This window comes from Oscillibacter sp. KLE 1745, assembly GCF_000469445.2.
Taxonomy (GTDB): domain Bacteria; phylum Bacillota; class Clostridia; order Oscillospirales; family Oscillospiraceae; genus Oscillibacter; species Oscillibacter welbionis.
This window is the reverse complement of record NZ_KI271654.1, coordinates 73,607-89,702: the sequence shown is the minus strand read 5'-3', so window position 1 is coordinate 89,702 and position 16,096 is coordinate 73,607. Positions and strand designations below refer to the sequence as shown.

The window sequence follows — 16,096 nt, the reverse complement described above, 5'->3', positions numbered from 1 at the left end:
AGGCTCCTCCTCTGCTTTGCGCCGGGTGTGTTACAGGAACTGCTTCATCTGGGCGGCGTTGGCTTCCTCGGTGTGCAGCAGCCGCTCCGCGAGATTTCGGATCTCACGGTTTCCACCGGCGTAGTCCCCCAGATGCCGGGTACTTTTGGTGGCCCCCATGGTGTTTCCCTGAATGACCATCTCCGCGATGTTGGATGCAGAGGGGTCTGCCAGCGTTTTGAAAGTGGACATGACCTCTGCGGACACCTTGGCCAGAAGGCCTGGGTCCCTGGGCTCCTCTCCCAGAGACCGGAGCAGGCGCTCCGCCTGATCCGCGATCTGGCGGTACTCGGCGCCCTGCTGGCTCAGAACCCGCCGCAGGCTGTCATCCCGGACCTGCCCGTCCAGGCTGTTTAGCCCCTCAATGCCCATCTCCGCCGTCTCATGGACGTATTGGAGCAGCTCGATATCGTTCATATTGGATCACCTCGCTCCTAGTATGCCCGGCTTTTCCGGGAAAAGACGTTGACCTTCCCAGGGAAATCGGGTACAATAGCTCCGTGTAAGAGCCCCAGATTCTGGGGGGAGGGCGCCGGAGTTTCCGCGCCGCAGACTGAAGAGAGGCGCCGGAGGGCGCAAGGAGGCTGTCTATGCCCAGCATTTCCGTCATTGTGCCTGTCTATCAGGCGGAGAAATTTCTCAGAGACTGCGTGGAGAGCGTGCGGCGGCAGACCTTTTCCGACTGGGAGCTGCTGCTGGTGGATGACGGCTGCACCGACGGCTCCCCGGCTCTCTGCGATGAGCTGGCCCGGGAGGATGACCGCATCCGGGTGTTCCACAAGGAGCGCAACAGCGGCGTCAGCGAGACCCGGAATGTGGGCCTTGACCATGTCCGGGGGACCTATATCGCCTTTCTGGACTCCGACGATCAGTACGAGCCCCAGTGCCTGGAGACGCTGTGGAACCTGCGGGAGCGGGCCGGGGCGGATACCGCCGCCTGTGCGCACCTGAACCTGTGGCCTGATGGCAGCGAGACGCCGGAGCCGGTGCTGCCCGCCGGGATCTACGACGCCGACGCTATCCGGGAGAAAATCGTCAATCCCCTGCTGGGGGACCGGCTGGCCCAGCCGGTGTTCAATGGATTCATCTGGCGCTATCTGTTCTCCGCAGAGATTTTTGACAGACTCCATCTCCGCTATGAGGGCGCCTATCTGGAAGACGAGCTGTTCCTGATGGAGTATTTCTGCAACGCCCGGCGCCTGGCGGTGACGGAGACGCCCCTGTACCGCTATCTCCAGAATCCGGCCTCCGCCACCCACAAGTATATGAAGGACTTCCAGCAGGTCTTCGGCCGCTTCATGGAGCGGAAGGAGGACTTGGCCGCCCGGTACGGCCTGACGCCCGGCCGCCCCCAGTGGCGGGAGAACTCCAACTGGGCCGGGCTGTTGATCGCCATCGGCAACGAGTACGCCCCGGGCAATCCCAAGACCCTCCGGCAGCGGCAGGAGACCATCCAGGCCCTGTGCGCGCGGCCGGATATGGCCCACGCCATCCGGACTCTGTCGCCCGCCGGCATGAGCCGCAACAAGCAGCTGGCAGCAAAGCTGGTGCGGGGGGGCCGCTTCTGGCTGCTCTCCCAGCTGTACCGGATCAAAAACCGCATCTGAAGAAACGAGGTTTCCCTGCATGAGCATTCTCCGCGAAAGCTATCTGTATCACCTCTGGGCGGTGCTGTGCACCGTCTACTATGACAGCGCCGTCCACCGCTGCCTGGTGCGCATGGGCGCCTGGTGCAACCGCCAGATCGACGAGAGCCGTGTTCTCCGGGTCTTGTGCCGGGAGGGCGTTGCGGCCCGGGCCTGGGAGGAGAGCATCCTCTGCCGGCTGCTGACGGGCCTCATCAACCTGCCTGCCTGGCTGCTCCACAAGCTGTACCTTGCCCTGCGGGCTACGTTTGATGACAGCGTTTTCTCCCGTCTGGCCTTTGAGATGGGACATGAGACCGCCGTCGCCCAATCCTGGCTCATCATGCTATTGTGGGTGATTCCCTTCTCGCATTGGAACAACGCATATAGTATGCTGGGCTTTGCCGCCCTGCTGGTGCTGTTCTATGCCGGGGCCATGTCCCGGCGGGACTTCCGGCTGGACGTGAAGCACATCGGGTTCTATCCGGTGGTGCTGTTCGGAGCCATGTTCCTGGCGGTGCTGTTCTCCTATGAGCCCTCCGCCTCCTTCCGCTTCCTGCTCTACCATATCTCCGCAGCGCTGTGCGTGCTGGTGACGGTCAGTGCTGTCCGGGGCACAGAGGATTTGAAGCGGCTGGCCGCCGGCGGTGGGGTCTGTGTGCTGGTGTCCTCGCTGTACGGTGTGTACCAACGGATCCAGGGCGTGGAGGTCAACGAGTCCTATGTGGACCTGGAGGTCAACGCCGGTATGCCCGGCCGGGTGGAGTCCTATTTCGACAACCCCAACACCTTTGCAGAGGTGCTGATCCTCCTGCTGCCCCTGGTACTGGCGCTGATCCTCTGCTCCAAGCGGGGCATCTCCCGCGTGACGGCCTGCGGCGTGTTTGCCGTGGGTGTGCTGGCTCTGGGCATGACCTACTCCCGGGCCAGCTGGGTTGGCATGGCCTGTGCCATGGTGGTGCTGGTGTTTTTGTGGAAGCCCAAGCTGATCCCCGCCTTCGCGGTGCTGTGCGTGGTGATGGTCCCTTTCCTGCCGGACACCATCTGGCACCGGGTCCTGACGATCTTCAATCCGGCGGATACCTCCACTGCCAGCCGCATCCCCTTGTATCAGGCGGCACTGGAGGTCATCCGGACGTCTCCCGTCTCCGGCGCGGGTCTGGGCACCGCCGCCGTGCAGGACTACATCAGCGACTTCAACCTCTACCACGCAGAAGCGCCCTTCGTTCACGCCCACAACTTCTACCTGCAGGTATGGATCGAGGCGGGACTGCTGGGGTTCCTGGGCTTTGTGGGCTCCATGCTGTGGAACATCAAAAAGGCGGCCCGCACGGTCCGGCACTGCGCCCCCTCTGCCGCCCGCACCATCACCTGTGCCGGAGCGGCGGCTCTGTGCGGCGCCATGGTGTGCGGTCTGGCGGATTACCTGTGGAACTATCCCCGGGTGATGTGCATTTTCTGGTTCGTGTTCGCGCTGACCATTGCGGGGATCAAGGTCTGCCGCCGGGAGACGGAGGCGGCCTGATGGAGGAGAGAAACTGCCCGATGGAAGATCCATTCGCATTTTTGACCCTGAACTTTCTGAAGAAGTCGGAGATTTTTCCCGGCTCCCTCGGCACCTTCCGCTACCGCTTCCAGCGGACGGGAAAGGTGAACGATGGCACCGTCCAGGCCTGGGTCTATGAGAACATCTGCTTTGAAAAGGCCCAGCACATTGAGACGGAGACCTTCCCCTGGACAGAGGAGGGCATGGCATCCCTGCGCTCCTGGCTGAACGAGCGCCTGCGGGAACGGGGAAGCGAGCTCTACCGGGTCTGGGGAGGCCGATAAAAAACAACAGCATACTGTAAGGCAGCCCGCGGAGGGATTCTCCGCGGGCTGCCTTTTTGCGCAATTCGGAACTTTTTTGGAAAGCATCTCCATAGGCGGAACATATCCGACGCCATTTTGGGTATGCTTACAAAAAATACCCGCGTCTGTGCGGGCGGATTTGGGAGGAGTCAAGATGGAAGAAATCACGCTCACAGGACAGTCTATCTCCGCGTTCCGGGAATTTCTGGTGGAAAACGAGAAGGCCCGTGCCACAGTGGAAAAATACGTGCAGGAGGCGGAACAGCTGCGACTGGCTCTGTGCGGCGCCCCGGTGACCAAGGCGGGTGTTCTGGCATACCGGGAGCGCCTGCAGCAGCAGTACAGGGCTCTGACGGTCAACAACAAGCTCTCTGCTGTGAACGCGTATCTGCGGTTCTGCGGAGCGGAGCGCTGCGAGGTGAAGTTGCTGAAGGTTCAGCGGCGGGCGTTTCGGGAGGAGCAGCGGGACCTGACGGAGTCGGAGTACCGCCGGCTGCTCTCCATTGCCAAGGGGCGCAAGAACCAGCGGCTGTACCACGCGATGCTAACGATCTGCGCCACCGGTATCCGGGTGAGCGAACTGCGCTTCATCACGGCGGAGGCCCTGCGTGCTGGCCGGACGGAGATCCGGCTGAAGGGAAAGTGCCGGACCGTCCTGCTGCCGCAGGAACTGGCGGAACGCCTGCGGCGGTATGCCAGGGCGCAGGATATCCAGGAGGGGCCCCTGTTCCGCACCCGCACCGGGCGGCCCCTGGACCGCAGCAACATCTGGCATGAAATGAAAACCCTCTGCCGGGAGGCCGGCGTGATGCCGGAAAAGGTATTCCCGCACAATCTGCGGCACCTGTTCGCCAAGTGCTTTTATGAACAGGAGAAGGATCTGGCGCATCTGGCGGACCTTCTGGGCCATTCCTCCATTGAGACAACCCGGATTTATGTGGCAGTGAGCGCCAGGGCCCATGAACAGATTCTGGAAAAAATGCGGCTGATCGTTTAACAACAAAACAATGATTCTGTTGTAAATCGACAAAGCTCTCTCCACTACATACATTGGAATATAGTTAGTATAAAACAAAAAAACCACAAAAGCAATGTCCTTTTTTGCGGTTTGGATTTTTTGAGGATTCCAATTTTGCGGCCCAAAAGGGAAAGGAGCCGTTTCGGCCAAAACCGACTCTTCGTGCTCTGGCACCGTATTTCCAGCCGATGACAGGTTTACAACAGAATCATTGTTCTGTTGTAAATCGGAAAGAGATGGATACGGAGGAGATATTTGGAAAGCATTCAGACAGTGAAAGCGGCTTTGGAGAGGAGAGAATGCCCAATGCGTGAGGCGATGGAAACGGCACTACAGGACAGGACCGCGGCGCCGGCGGAGCTGACAGTTACCTGGGAAGAAGTCTGCCGGTATCTGGACAGCTTGGCGGCCCGGGGCCGCCGGCGGGAGACGATCCAGGTCTACCGCCCCAAGCTGGAGGCGTTTTACCACTTTCTTCCGGAGGACAAGCGGGTGGCTGCAGACACACTGGAGCTCTGGCGCGCCGCCTTGCTGCGGGAAGGCTACTCGCCCGGTACAGCCAACACCCATGTGTCCGCCGCCAATGGGCTGCTGGCCTATCTGGGGCGGCGGGATCTGCAGCTGATCGGCCAGCTGGACACCGAAGAGGAGATCCAGCCGGAGTTGAGCCGGACTGAGTATCTGCGCCTGCTGGCCACAGCCCGGAATCTGGGCCGGGAGCGTACGTATCTGATGGTGAAGGTCTTTGCCCTGACAGGGATCCGCGTAAGTGAGCTGAACCGGGTGACGGTCCGGGCGGTGGAGGAGGGACGTGTTCTGACCGCCTGTGACGGCAGAGCGCAGTACGTCCTGATTCCTGCCTGTCTGCAGAAGGAGTTGGCAGTCTATCTCCGGCGGGTGGGGATCACTGCGGGGCCGGTATTCGTCACCCGAAGCGGCCGCCCCATGCGGAGGACCCAGGTGAGCGGAGAGATCCGGACTCTGTGCAGGGATGCCCGGGTGGATGGGGACAAGAGCAACCCCCGCTGTCTGCGCAGGCTGTATCAGGTCACGCAGGAACGCATTCGGGACAGTGTACAGATACTGGCCGAGCAGGCCCACGAGCGGATGCTGGAAGAGGAGCAGCTGACTGTGGGCTGGGAGCAGGGCAGCTGAGTCCTGCCCAGCCGACGCAGCAGGGGCGTGGACGATAGGGACGCACTGGATATGTGTGTGAACAATTTTTCAATGAGGTGAGGGGTTATGCTGTATCGAGGCAAGAGAGTCCGGGAGCGGGGGCGGCTCCCAAAGGGAAAGTTTCCGAAGAAGGGAGGCCGGCGGCTGGTCAGCGGGCTGCTGGCACTGGTACTGTGTCTGACCCTGGTGCCTGTGATTTACGCAGATACGGTGGTGACGGTGACAAGCTGGTATGCCGCCGGGGCATTTGAAGAGAACACGCTCTACTGGGTGGATAACAACAATGAGGACGGAGTGCGTCCCGGGGCGAATGCGTATCAGCCGTCGCTGTGGTTCCGGATCGACAACGGGGAATGGATTGAGCTGAAAGGCGGGGAGGAGTCGACGCTCTCCGGGGTGGGCCTGTCCGCTATGCCGAGAATGACGGTGGCTGACAACGGGAACAACACCTATACGGTCTCCGTCCCGGCCGGCGTGTTGCCGGAAGCGATCGAAACCACAACATCCGATGGCTACGGCGGGGAGACCTCAACAGAATCCCGTGTAGAGTGGATCATGGGACCGTCCGAAGGGGTTGACGGCTACAGCCCGGTAGAGGTCAACAACGGCAATGTGTCGGAATATCCCTCCGCCGGGGACAACTACGGCTGGTACTATGTGCTGGAGGACGAATTCAACTTCCGCGTTCAGCTCCGCTGGGGTAATCTGGGCGGCGCGGAAGGCATCGCAGAAGCCATTTACAACAGCTTTGACTTCGTGGTGGACACCAACTATACGGCAAGCTCCCTCCGCCGGCTGCTGGCAGAGATGAAGGATCAGATGAAGATAGAAGAGGACCCTGATGGAGACCCGGACAACCCCACCAGCGGCACCGTCACCGTCAGCGGTCTGTGGAAGTACAACCTGGACGGCAGCCGGATCAACTACTCGGTAGAGGAGACCAGGGAGGGAGACGGAAAAGGCGACGGCCGGCTGGACGCCGCCGACGGCATCGCGGCGGGTGCCCTGCCCGAGGGCGACTACTTCCAGATCTCCTACGACAACTCCAGCACGCCCAACGTGGGCACAGAGGTGGGGAAGCTCTATGACGGCGGCAGCCTGTACCTGACGCTCACGGGCGTAAAGGATTATCAGGCCTCCAAAGTCTGGGAGGACGCGGCGGATCCGGATCACCGCCCGGCAGGTGAACTCCAGCTGTGGCGTTACCGAGCCGGGCAGAGCTACACAACGGCCGCGCCCGTCCGGGATGATGGGGGCAGCATTCTGACGGTCCCGCTCAACGGGCAGGAGAAACAGGACATTCAGTTTGCAGAGCTGCCCAAGTACGACTCGGAGGGCTACGAGTATATCTATGTGGTCCGGGAGTATCTCACTGGTGAGCATGCGGGGGACTACACCCAGGTATTCGGCGCGGTGGGGGAAGACGGCGGCGTGACGGACATCATCTGGGCGCTGGACGAGGATTCCGGTACGCTGAAAAAACTGACCAGCGAGGATGCAGACTTTGCACGGGAGACGAACAATACATACCTCTACAACGGGGGAACCCTTTCCAACAAGCTCTCCGGCACGGTGACGGTTAATGCGACCAAGATCTGGAAAGCGGCGGCTTTCCAGTCGGCGCTGGAGGATGTCCGGGTGGAGCTGACGCTCCAGGCCCGGCCGGTGGGCAGTGAGGACCCCTGGGAAGACACGGGGATCACCGAAACGCTGGGAACGGAGGAAACGGGAAAATTTACGGCGGAGAACCTGGGCGGCCTGTCCGTCAGCGCCAGCGCGCCCAAATACGACAACCAGGGCCGGGAGCTGGAGTACCGCTGGATGGAGTCGGCGGTTTACCAGGGCGAGAATGAAACAAATCTTCTGGACAACAACTCGTTTACCCTGTCCGGCGGCGGCAGCCGGGGAGATGCAAAGTACCGTGTGACCGATGTGGAGAACGGCAGCACCACCGAGATCACCAATGCCGTCAGCAACCAGATAGATTATACGGTGGAAAAGAAGTGGGAAAGCGGCGTCCAAGAGGGGCAGGTGACCTTCGCCCTGTACCGTACCATCGGCGAACAGTCTCTGACAGAAACATGCAAGGTTCTTACCTTTACAATGGATGCAGGTGGGACCGTCAATGTTGATTTCACGAAGGAAAACGCATTCATAGATGCGATCGACGGTGAAATTTCCATTCAGTTTTCTGAGGCATGGAAAGCCCTGCTCCAGAACCTCCCGGAGTATGACGAAGAGGGGCGCCGGTATGAATACCTGATCCTGGAGGAGAACGGGAACCCCACCTATGAAACCTCCATCGACAGCAGCACCGGAGACTATACGACCATCGTCACCAACGGCCCGGGAGGAAGCCATCGGATCCTGGTCCAGAAGAACTGGGTGGACGACAGCGACGCCGCCCACCGGGAGCCAGTGGAAGTGACGGTGTACAGCAAAGAAGGAGATCAGGCGATTACCTTCGTCACGCTGGGCGAATCCCAGGAGGACGGAGATCCCATCTGGTACGCATGGGCCGGCATTGGAGAACTTACGCCGGACCAGGTCTACATCCGGGAGACCAAAATCGGAGCGATTGCGGTTCTTGGAACCGAAGGCGCCCCGACCGAGGGAGAGATCAACGCTCCCGGAATCACCCGCGACACTGTCCCCGGCAAAAACCATGCCTATGAAGCTACATACGACCGCGAGGAGATCGCGGGTGAGACGGTCTGCACCGTCACCAACCGCCGGCTGGGCAATGTGGACCTGACCGTCACCAAGGACTGGCGGGACGGCGGCGGAGACGGCGTGGGGGAACTCCAGGCAGCCCTGGAGAACACCCCCGGCCTCACTCTGGCCGTGAAGCTGAAGATCGCCGCCAGCGATGATACGGAAGGACAATTTAAAATCTATCAGAAAGATGGATTTGGCTATGTGAACCTGGGCGGCGGGGATGTACAGATTCAAGACAGAAGCGAAAGGCGGGTTTCCTCTATTCAGCCGATTCTCACGGCAGATACGAAGTCCAACTCCCTTGACTTCTGGAACCTTCCCAAGTACGACACCAACGGCACAGTGGTGCGCTATACCGTGGAGGAGGTCTGGCTGGACGGCGGCAATGAGATCACGCTGGATCAGCTGCGGACCATTTCTCCGGAGGTCTATGCCCTGTGGAATACATACACAAGCTCTGTAAAGGAAGAATCCTATACGGTAAATGACGGTGAAAACAAGAATGACGAGCAGAAGATCACCCTCACCAACAAACGCACCGGCGTAACGGACGCTGTCTGGTACAAGCAGTGGTACGACATCTATATGTATGGCTCCGGCAGTCGTCCGGACATCTATCTGGACATTTACCGGACTGTGCATACCTCTGCTGCTGAGGACGGGATCGAAACCGAACTGATCTATCCCAGCTACCGCTGGACAAACGAGGGCCTGCTCCCGCCGGAGACGGAGGCGCCGTCCGAGGGAGCAGGCGATCCCGCGGGTGAGGAGTCCGGCACCGCCTCCGGGGATAACGGATCTGCGGACCGGCAGTATTTCTGGCGGGCCGAGCTGGAGAACTTGCCCAAGTATGACGACTGGGGTTACAAGATCACTTACTCCGCGGTGGAGCGCACCAGTGTAAACGCCTCCGACTTTGACTACGCCATTGCGGAGTACTGGACGGGTGAAACTTGTCTGGGCACACGTGACGAAGCTGACCCGGGGATGGAGGCGCCTTACGAAGCGCAGACCACGAACCTGGACGGCGTCAACCCACCAGTGTCTCAGGATGCCAGCAGTTCTTACGCCAAATATGCCCTGAACGCAAATGGTACCTTCGTCAACCGCCTGAATAAGCCGGTCGCCATTGAGGGACGGAAGCTGTGGACCAACCTGCCCGCTGGCTATCCGGCGGTGGACCTGCCCAACGTCACCTTCGCACTGTACCGGCGGGTGCAGGGCAGCGGGGAGGCGTTTGACTTTGGCGGAGCCCCCATCGCGACCCTGACTGTTCAGGACTGGTCCGGCCTGAAGAACTATACGTTCCGGCTCCTTTATGAGGGGAAAAATATCATCGATGACGGAGCCGGAACCGTCCGGCCGGAATCTGAAGACCAGCCAAGGCTGCCCAAATACACGGAGGAAGGCAAGCTGTACGAATATGTTCTCCGGGAGGAAGGCATCACCGGCGCCAACGGGCTGCCCCTGGACGGTGCCGGGGAGGGACCCCAGGAATCGCTGGATCTGTTTGATATACAGGAGATCTCCAACACCTTCCAGGTGGAGAACGTGTTCCACAGCCCGACTGGCAGTCTGTCGGTGAAAAAAATCCTGGAACTGCCTTTGGGCGGAGATGACTTGCCCATCGCCTATCCCGCCGTGCGCTTCCATCTGTACCGGGTCTACATCCAGAACAACGGCCAGCCCTCCGCGCAGGAGCTGGTGCGGACGGCCATCTGGTCCTCGGAGGAGGTCGAGGCGGCTTACCAGCAGCGAGGAGACAGCACAACTGTTGAAACGGTTCTTTCCTTTACAGGCCTGGAGCAGTATGCGCCCAACGGCTCGCTGTACCTCTATCATGTGGAGGAGGACAGGAGCTTCCTGGGCGGCTACGATACCTGGTGCGGCCCGGGCGACCTGGAGGCCCAAGACGTCACAGGGGGCGGATATACTGTCGGCGGTCTGCTGCCCCATGAAGAGCGGGAAGAGGCCGACGCCACGTTCCTGAACAGCCGGAAGGCTGTGCAGACAGAGTTCATCACCCTCACGGGCCAAAAAGCCTGGGAGGACTTTCACGACGCCTTCGGTCTGCGTCCGGATGCCCCCTATGAAGAGGGGAAAGATGGTACATTGGTCCCCGTCATCCGGCTCACTGTGACCCGCCGCGCCGCTGCCCAGGAGGGGCAGGGCGACCCATACATCGAGGAGAAGCTGACAGAGGGCGAGGACTACACCGTCAAGTGGACCCAGGATGCAGAAACCGGAAAGTGGACTTATCAGATCTGGGGTGCGGACGATCCGGATGCGGAAGAGCCCGGCATCTCTGCGGAAGAGCCCGCCGAACCGGGCCCCGGCCAGGGAGAGGAGACAACGCCGCCCACAGAAATGCCCCCGGAGGAGGAAAACCAGTCCGCCGATCCTCCCACGGACGAGGAGGATACGCAGAATCCGGAGTCTCCCGCAGATGGGGAGGAAGATGAGCAGAATCCGGCGTCCCCGGCGGAAGACGGGGACGGTCAGTCTGTCGCACAGGAGGAAACCCTCAGTGCCACCAGCCTGCAAAGCGATCCAGCGGATGGGGAACATGGCGGCACCGGCAGCGGTCCGGCCACATCGACAGATCCCGCGGAAGATCCGGATCAGATCGGAGACCCCGATTCCCGGGTTCCCTCCGAAGAGACGCCTCCCGCCGCGCAGCCCCAGACGGAGCTGGAAAAGTGGGCCCCCAACGGCGCCCGGTGGGTGTACACCGTGAAGGAAGAGCTGAACTCCGATCTGAAGGAAGCGTCGTATGAGCAGTACCAATATTACTTCACCGGCAATGGGACAGCGGGTGAGGACTCCGCAGACGGTGACACCATCCACATGAAGGAGCTGAAAAACTCTCTGGAGACCAGAGCCCCCTTCACCAAGCGGTGGGTGGGCAGCGATGGTGAGCCCATCACTGCCGATTACATGGACCTTGGCGAGATGTCCGTCACCTTTGAGCTGTATGTCAAAACTGGGGATGAAAACTGGCAGAGAGCCGGAGACTACTTTGCCATGTTTAGCAAAGAAATTACTCAAAAGCTGCAGGATGCGGGGATGGACATGGATTTCTCGCAGACAGTGACAGGTCATATCTACGACTCGTGGAGCGGCTCGTTCGCCCACCTGCCTCGTGTCATGCCGGCAGGGGACGGCGGTATTGTGGAATTGTCCTATCGCGTGGTGGAGACGGAAATCGCTTATCAAGGCGGAGCCGTGACGATTACAGTCGATACCAGCGGTGAAGAGTTCGCATACACTGTTGCAGACAGCGGCGGCCTTTTCACGGGAATTGAAGACACCTACACGGAATCCGGAAATTCGACCACCATCACCAACAAGCTGGCGACGACCTCGCTGCAGGTGCAGAAGATTTGGACGAACGACCGGAACAACGTCTATGGCACCCGTCCGGATACAGACGAAGCCGGCAAGACCTGGGAGACCAGCTTCCTGATTCAGCGGACCACGGATCTATCTGTCGGCTGGGAAGCGGCAGCATGGGAAGCCGTCCAGGTGACCGGCGAAAACGGTCAAAAGCAGGATCTGGTAGTGACCCTCACCGGAACGGATACAGAGGGCACGGTTGAATCGTCGGTAGGGATGACGATTTCCGGCCTGCCGAAACAGAATGCGGAAGGGGAGTACACCTATCGCGCCGTGGAGCTTGAGCCAGGATATCAAATGACGAACGGAGCAGTCGATTTGAACAGCTATGTCCTGCTCGGAGATTCCTACAACGAGGCGTACACGGCGGCCTACACCTATGGCGGGCAGTCTGACGACGGCTTCCTCACCACAGCGGCCAACGACATGCAGACCACCAAGGTCTTTGCCGGCAAGACGTGGATGCCTGCCGGCGAGGAGGGCGCCCAGGTCACCCTGCACCTGCAATATGCGGTTCCGCTGGAGAATCCGGCAGAGGGCCCGGCGTATACGTGGAAGACCCTGACGGCTGTATCCGTCACGCTGGATGGAACTGCGGATCCTGATCTGGACAAACCCTATTACGAGTACGCAGAGTGGAAAGCCGTCTGGGAGAACCTCCCAGCCCGAATGCCGGGCAGCTATCTGCCGGACCCCGACTCCGAGACAGAATACCGCGTGACCGAAGCGGTCAGCGGCAGCTACGTCCAGGTGGGAGATACGAAAAAGGAGAACAAGACCGATGTGGATGGGACCTACCCTGAATTCCAATTCACCAATAAAGCTGTGACATCCCTGACAGTGGAAAAGAAATGGCACACCGCGGATGCCAAGAAACATCCGATCACAATGGAACTCTGGCGGACCACGGACAAGAACCTGATCGGGAAGACCGGCGTGGATGGAGTGGAGCAGGTCGCCGGCATGACCGCAGAGCTGTCTGCGGCCAATAACTGGCGCCATATTTTCGGAGAGCTGGACAAAGTAAACAGCCAGAACCAGAAATACTATTATTACGCCATTGAACAGGGAACCCCGGACGAGGACATGGAAGTGATCTACGATCATGGAGAACCGACGGAAACTACGGTGGCGTTCACCACTGCCATCACCAACAGGGGCTATACGGACATCCCGGTCTCCAAAACCTGGCGGGATGACAGTGACGCGCAGGGCCTTCGCCCGGAGACGCTGAAGCTGACCCTCTACCGCAGAACGGATCCGGCAGCCCAGGGCGAAGTAGCAGGCGAAGTGACGCTGTCCGCGAAAAATGCCCAGGACGGAAACGCCGATGTCTGGACATACACCTTTGAGCATCTGCCGGATACGGACGGCAGCGGTAATCCCTATACCTACTGGGTGGAGGAAGAACACCTGGAGTCGTACACTGTGACAGGGAGCGGTACGCTGGCTCTGACCAACACACTGGGCGGCAAGGAGACGGAAATTGCCATCCAGGGGCGGAAGACCTGGGTGGGTGATGGAGCGGACGACCGTCCGAACTCCATCACGCTGAGCCTCCTGCAGAACGGCACCAAAGTTGCCGAGCGGGAAGTCACCCCGAACGCCGACGGCAGCTGGACCTATGATTTCGGCAGCTGGCCCGCCTACGACGACAGTGGCCGGGCGTACACCTACACTGTGCAGGAGGAGCCGGTGGATGGCTACGGCAGCCGGGTGGACGGATGGAACGTCATCAACGGAAAGGGGAACCTGACCGTCAAAAAGCAAGTGTACAGCGGTGACCGGCAGAGGGACTTCTCCTTCACCGTCACGCTTGACGACAAGTCCATCAACGGCATCTGCGGGGATATGACGTTCCAGGACGGCGTGGCAGCATTTACCCTGAAAGACGGGGAGAGCAAGACAGCCAAGGGCCTGCCCTCCGGCGTCGGCTACACAGTGGCAGAGGCGCGTGTGGACGGCTATGGGACCCGCGTCGAGGGGCACAACCCCGGGACGGTCCCGTTCGGAGACACGGCGGAAGTGCTGATCATCAATTATGACGACACGACCCCGCCGCCGGACCCGGATCCAGATCCAGACCCCAAGCCGGATCCAGACCCGGGTCCCGATCCCATGCCGGATCCAGATCCGCATCCGACCCCTGACCCGGACGAAAGCCCGGATACTGATATGCCGGACGAACCGGGGCACCCTGATGAACCGGATGACTCTGTTCCCACGGGAGACACTGCCCAGCTGGCGCTGTATCTGGCACTGCTGGCGGCCTCTCTGGCTGGCGCAGCAGCCATCGTGATTCTGGGCCGGAAGGGCAGGAAGAGAGACTGAAAAAAGCATTGAACCAATGAGGCAATCAAACCGGGGGCACGTATACCGTGCCCCCGGCCTTGGGGCCGCAGTCCTGAGAGATAGGGATCGAAACAACTTCCACACTTGACAACGGCCAAAAAATTCCGTATAATAAACTAAGTTGCTTTGCGGGGCCTTGGTGCCCTGGAAGAGAGGCAGCTATCCGGGTGTAGCGCAGTTGGTAGCGCGCTTGGTTCGGGACCAAGAGGCCGTGGGTTCAAATCCCGCCACTCGGACCAAAAATCCGCTGATTTCTGGTGAAATCGGCGGATTTTTTCTGCTTTTTTAGAGGCTTCATTTTCCCTGACCCATTTTCTGACCCATTTTCTGACCCATTTTTTGACCCATTTTCTATTAGACGGAGCTGGAAAAAATGGACGATTTCAGGTGCTTTCATCACAGCTTCATCTCCATAAACTGTCCCATTTTCTCTGCCGCTTCCTCCTGCATTTTCCGCGTCACATGGGTGTAGGTATCCAGCGTGAAGTCAGATGAATAGTGGCCCAGCATACCGGAGAGCGTCTTGATGTCCACACCGTTCTGGAGGGCCACGGTGGCAAAAGTATGCCGCAGATCATGAAAACGGCAGTCCTCCAGTCCGGCATCCCGAAGGATTCTCTTGTGGATTCGTGCCACGGTCTCAGGGCTGTACATGGTTCCAGTTGTTGGGGAAGGGAACAGATATGGATTATTCGGATGCTGACTGTGTTCTTGTACCAACAGATCCACAGCCTGCTGTGGGATCAGAAGCGTCCGGATGGAATGCTGGGTCTTGGGCTGACTCACCACCAGTTCTCCATTCAGCCGGCTGACAGATTTCGTCACAGAGATGCTTCGGTTCTGTGGGTCCAGATCGCTCCAGAGCAGGGCCAGCAGCTCACCGCGGCGCAGGCCGGTGGTCAGTTCCAGGAAGAACATCGGCAGCACGTTTCGCTCTGCTGCCGCCTGCAGATAGTTCCCGATCTGCTGCGGCTGGTTGACCTTCATTTCCTTCTGCTCCAGTTTTGGAGGTTTGCACTCCATCGTCGGATTTTTAGCAATGATACCGGCACGAACCGCCTGTTCCAATGCGGCGTGCAGAAGCATATGAACACTGCGGACCGTTTTAGGACTCAGACCGGGACCCATCCGCTTCTGAGACCGTACCCTCCCATTGGTACGAAGGTCTTGATAAAGAATCTGGAGACGCAGTCCGGTCAGTTGACTCAACGGAATTTCACCGATTTGCGGGATCACCAGATGATTTATAAAATAACTGTATTGTAACCGGGGGCTTTCTCGAATATTTTGCTTCGCATAGAGATCGTACCAGGTCTGAAGCCACTGTGCGATTGTGTACTCTTGACAATTCATCTGTGGCGCAGAAGCTCCTTGCGTTTCCTGAGCCAAACCGGTCAGTGGCGCTGCTTCATGTTCCTGATTCCAAACCGCTTCCCGAAGCTACCGCTTACACTCGGCTTGTGTCCTTGCCAGAACACTTTTGTAAATGAGTTTCCCGGTTTCCTCGTTCCGGCTTGCCGTATAACGACCTTCCCAACGACCGTCTGCACGCTTTCGAATACTGCCATCTCCACGGTTTTTCCGATTGGACATTTTCTCATCTCCTGTTTTAAATCCGTTCAGACACTTTCCGGTCTACCCAGGCCAACAGCCGATCCTTTGGAACGACAATCCGACTTCCGACGAGCATAGCCGGGAAGCTTTTACTGTGGGCCAGTTCGTAGGCCCCGGCCCGCGAATCGTGTCTCGACCTCTGAAGCTTTCTGCTTCTCTTGTGAAACCATACTCTAAGGCGGACACTTATAAAATCTATTTCTTGTTACTCAGCTCTATTCGACACTACTTCTCGAGCTGATGGGCGACATACGGATCGGCGTTTGGCAACGTCCTACGGGAATCTCACCCCTCCGAGGATCTCTCC

9 protein-coding genes and 1 tRNA gene are annotated in these 16,096 nt (G+C 59.4%); 7 read left to right on the top strand and 3 right to left on the bottom strand.

What is annotated here, in order from left to right; all coding sequences use genetic code 11:
• Positions 1-30 precede the first annotated feature (30 nt).
• Complete coding sequence (locus HMPREF1546_RS00760) at positions 31-456, bottom strand: DUF2383 domain-containing protein (RefSeq protein WP_021750107.1); 426 nt, start codon at positions 454-456, stop codon at positions 31-33.
• Between the two features lie 173 nt (positions 457-629).
• Between HMPREF1546_RS00760 and HMPREF1546_RS00755 the strand changes: the two genes are divergently transcribed.
• From HMPREF1546_RS00755 to HMPREF1546_RS00725, 7 genes are all read left to right on the top strand, one after another.
• The gene (locus HMPREF1546_RS00755; RefSeq protein ID WP_021750108.1) at positions 630-1,646 is read left to right on the top strand and encodes a glycosyltransferase family 2 protein; all 1,017 of its coding nucleotides are present in this window, start codon (positions 630-632) and stop codon (positions 1,644-1,646) included.
• 19 nt (positions 1,647-1,665) lie between these two features.
• A complete protein-coding gene (locus HMPREF1546_RS00750; protein WP_021750109.1) occupies positions 1,666-3,189 on the top strand; it encodes an O-antigen ligase in 1,524 nt (507 codons plus the stop codon).
• Positions 3,190-3,209: 20 nt separating this feature from the next.
• A complete protein-coding gene (locus HMPREF1546_RS00745) occupies positions 3,210-3,494 on the top strand; it encodes a hypothetical protein (RefSeq protein WP_267288388.1) in 285 nt (94 codons plus the stop codon).
• Between the two features lie 175 nt (positions 3,495-3,669).
• Positions 3,670-4,512: a tyrosine-type recombinase/integrase gene (locus HMPREF1546_RS00740; protein ID WP_021750111.1), complete on the top strand. Its 843-nt coding sequence runs from the start codon at positions 3,670-3,672 to the stop codon at positions 4,510-4,512.
• A gap of 327 nt (positions 4,513-4,839) precedes the next feature.
• Positions 4,840-5,688 (top strand): site-specific integrase, encoded by an 849-nt coding sequence (locus tag HMPREF1546_RS00735; RefSeq protein ID WP_021750113.1) that lies wholly within the window; start codon positions 4,840-4,842, stop codon positions 5,686-5,688.
• Positions 5,689-5,775: 87 nt separating this feature from the next.
• Complete coding sequence (locus HMPREF1546_RS00730; protein WP_021750114.1) at positions 5,776-14,154, top strand: Cna B-type domain-containing protein; 8,379 nt, start codon at positions 5,776-5,778, stop codon at positions 14,152-14,154.
• Positions 14,155-14,338: 184 nt separating this feature from the next.
• A tRNA-Pro gene (locus HMPREF1546_RS00725) sits at positions 14,339-14,414 on the top strand.
• On the opposite strand, the gene HMPREF1546_RS17965 is transcribed toward HMPREF1546_RS00725, so the two are convergent.
• Both HMPREF1546_RS17965 and HMPREF1546_RS00720 read right to left on the bottom strand, forming a co-directional pair.
• Complete coding sequence (locus HMPREF1546_RS17965; protein ID WP_083490933.1) at positions 14,393-14,572, bottom strand: hypothetical protein; 180 nt, start codon at positions 14,570-14,572, stop codon at positions 14,393-14,395. The genes HMPREF1546_RS00725 and HMPREF1546_RS17965 overlap by 22 nt on opposite strands.
• Positions 14,572-15,564, bottom strand: coding sequence for a site-specific integrase (locus tag HMPREF1546_RS00720; protein ID WP_301546157.1), 993 nt, complete (start codon positions 15,562-15,564; stop codon positions 14,572-14,574). Before HMPREF1546_RS00720 ends, HMPREF1546_RS17965 begins: the two co-directional genes overlap by 1 nt.
• Positions 15,565-16,096 lie beyond the last annotated feature (532 nt).

Excerpts from the sequence above, each read along its gene's own strand:
- HMPREF1546_RS00760 (WP_021750107.1), bottom strand. The coding sequence starts at position 456 with ATGAACGATATCGAGCTGCTCCAATACGTCCATGAGACGGCGGAGATG.
- HMPREF1546_RS00755 (WP_021750108.1), top strand. The coding sequence starts at position 630 with ATGCCCAGCATTTCCGTCATTGTGCCTGTCTATCAGGCGGAGAAATTT.
- HMPREF1546_RS00750 (WP_021750109.1), top strand. The coding sequence starts at position 1,666 with ATGAGCATTCTCCGCGAAAGCTATCTGTATCACCTCTGGGCGGTGCTG.
- HMPREF1546_RS00745 (WP_267288388.1), top strand. The coding sequence starts at position 3,210 with ATGGAAGATCCATTCGCATTTTTGACCCTGAACTTTCTGAAGAAGTCG.
- HMPREF1546_RS00740 (WP_021750111.1), top strand. The coding sequence starts at position 3,670 with ATGGAAGAAATCACGCTCACAGGACAGTCTATCTCCGCGTTCCGGGAA.
- HMPREF1546_RS00735 (WP_021750113.1), top strand. The coding sequence starts at position 4,840 with ATGCGTGAGGCGATGGAAACGGCACTACAGGACAGGACCGCGGCGCCG.
- HMPREF1546_RS00730 (WP_021750114.1), top strand. The coding sequence starts at position 5,776 with ATGCTGTATCGAGGCAAGAGAGTCCGGGAGCGGGGGCGGCTCCCAAAG.
- HMPREF1546_RS17965 (WP_083490933.1), bottom strand. The coding sequence starts at position 14,572 with ATGAAAGCACCTGAAATCGTCCATTTTTTCCAGCTCCGTCTAATAGAA.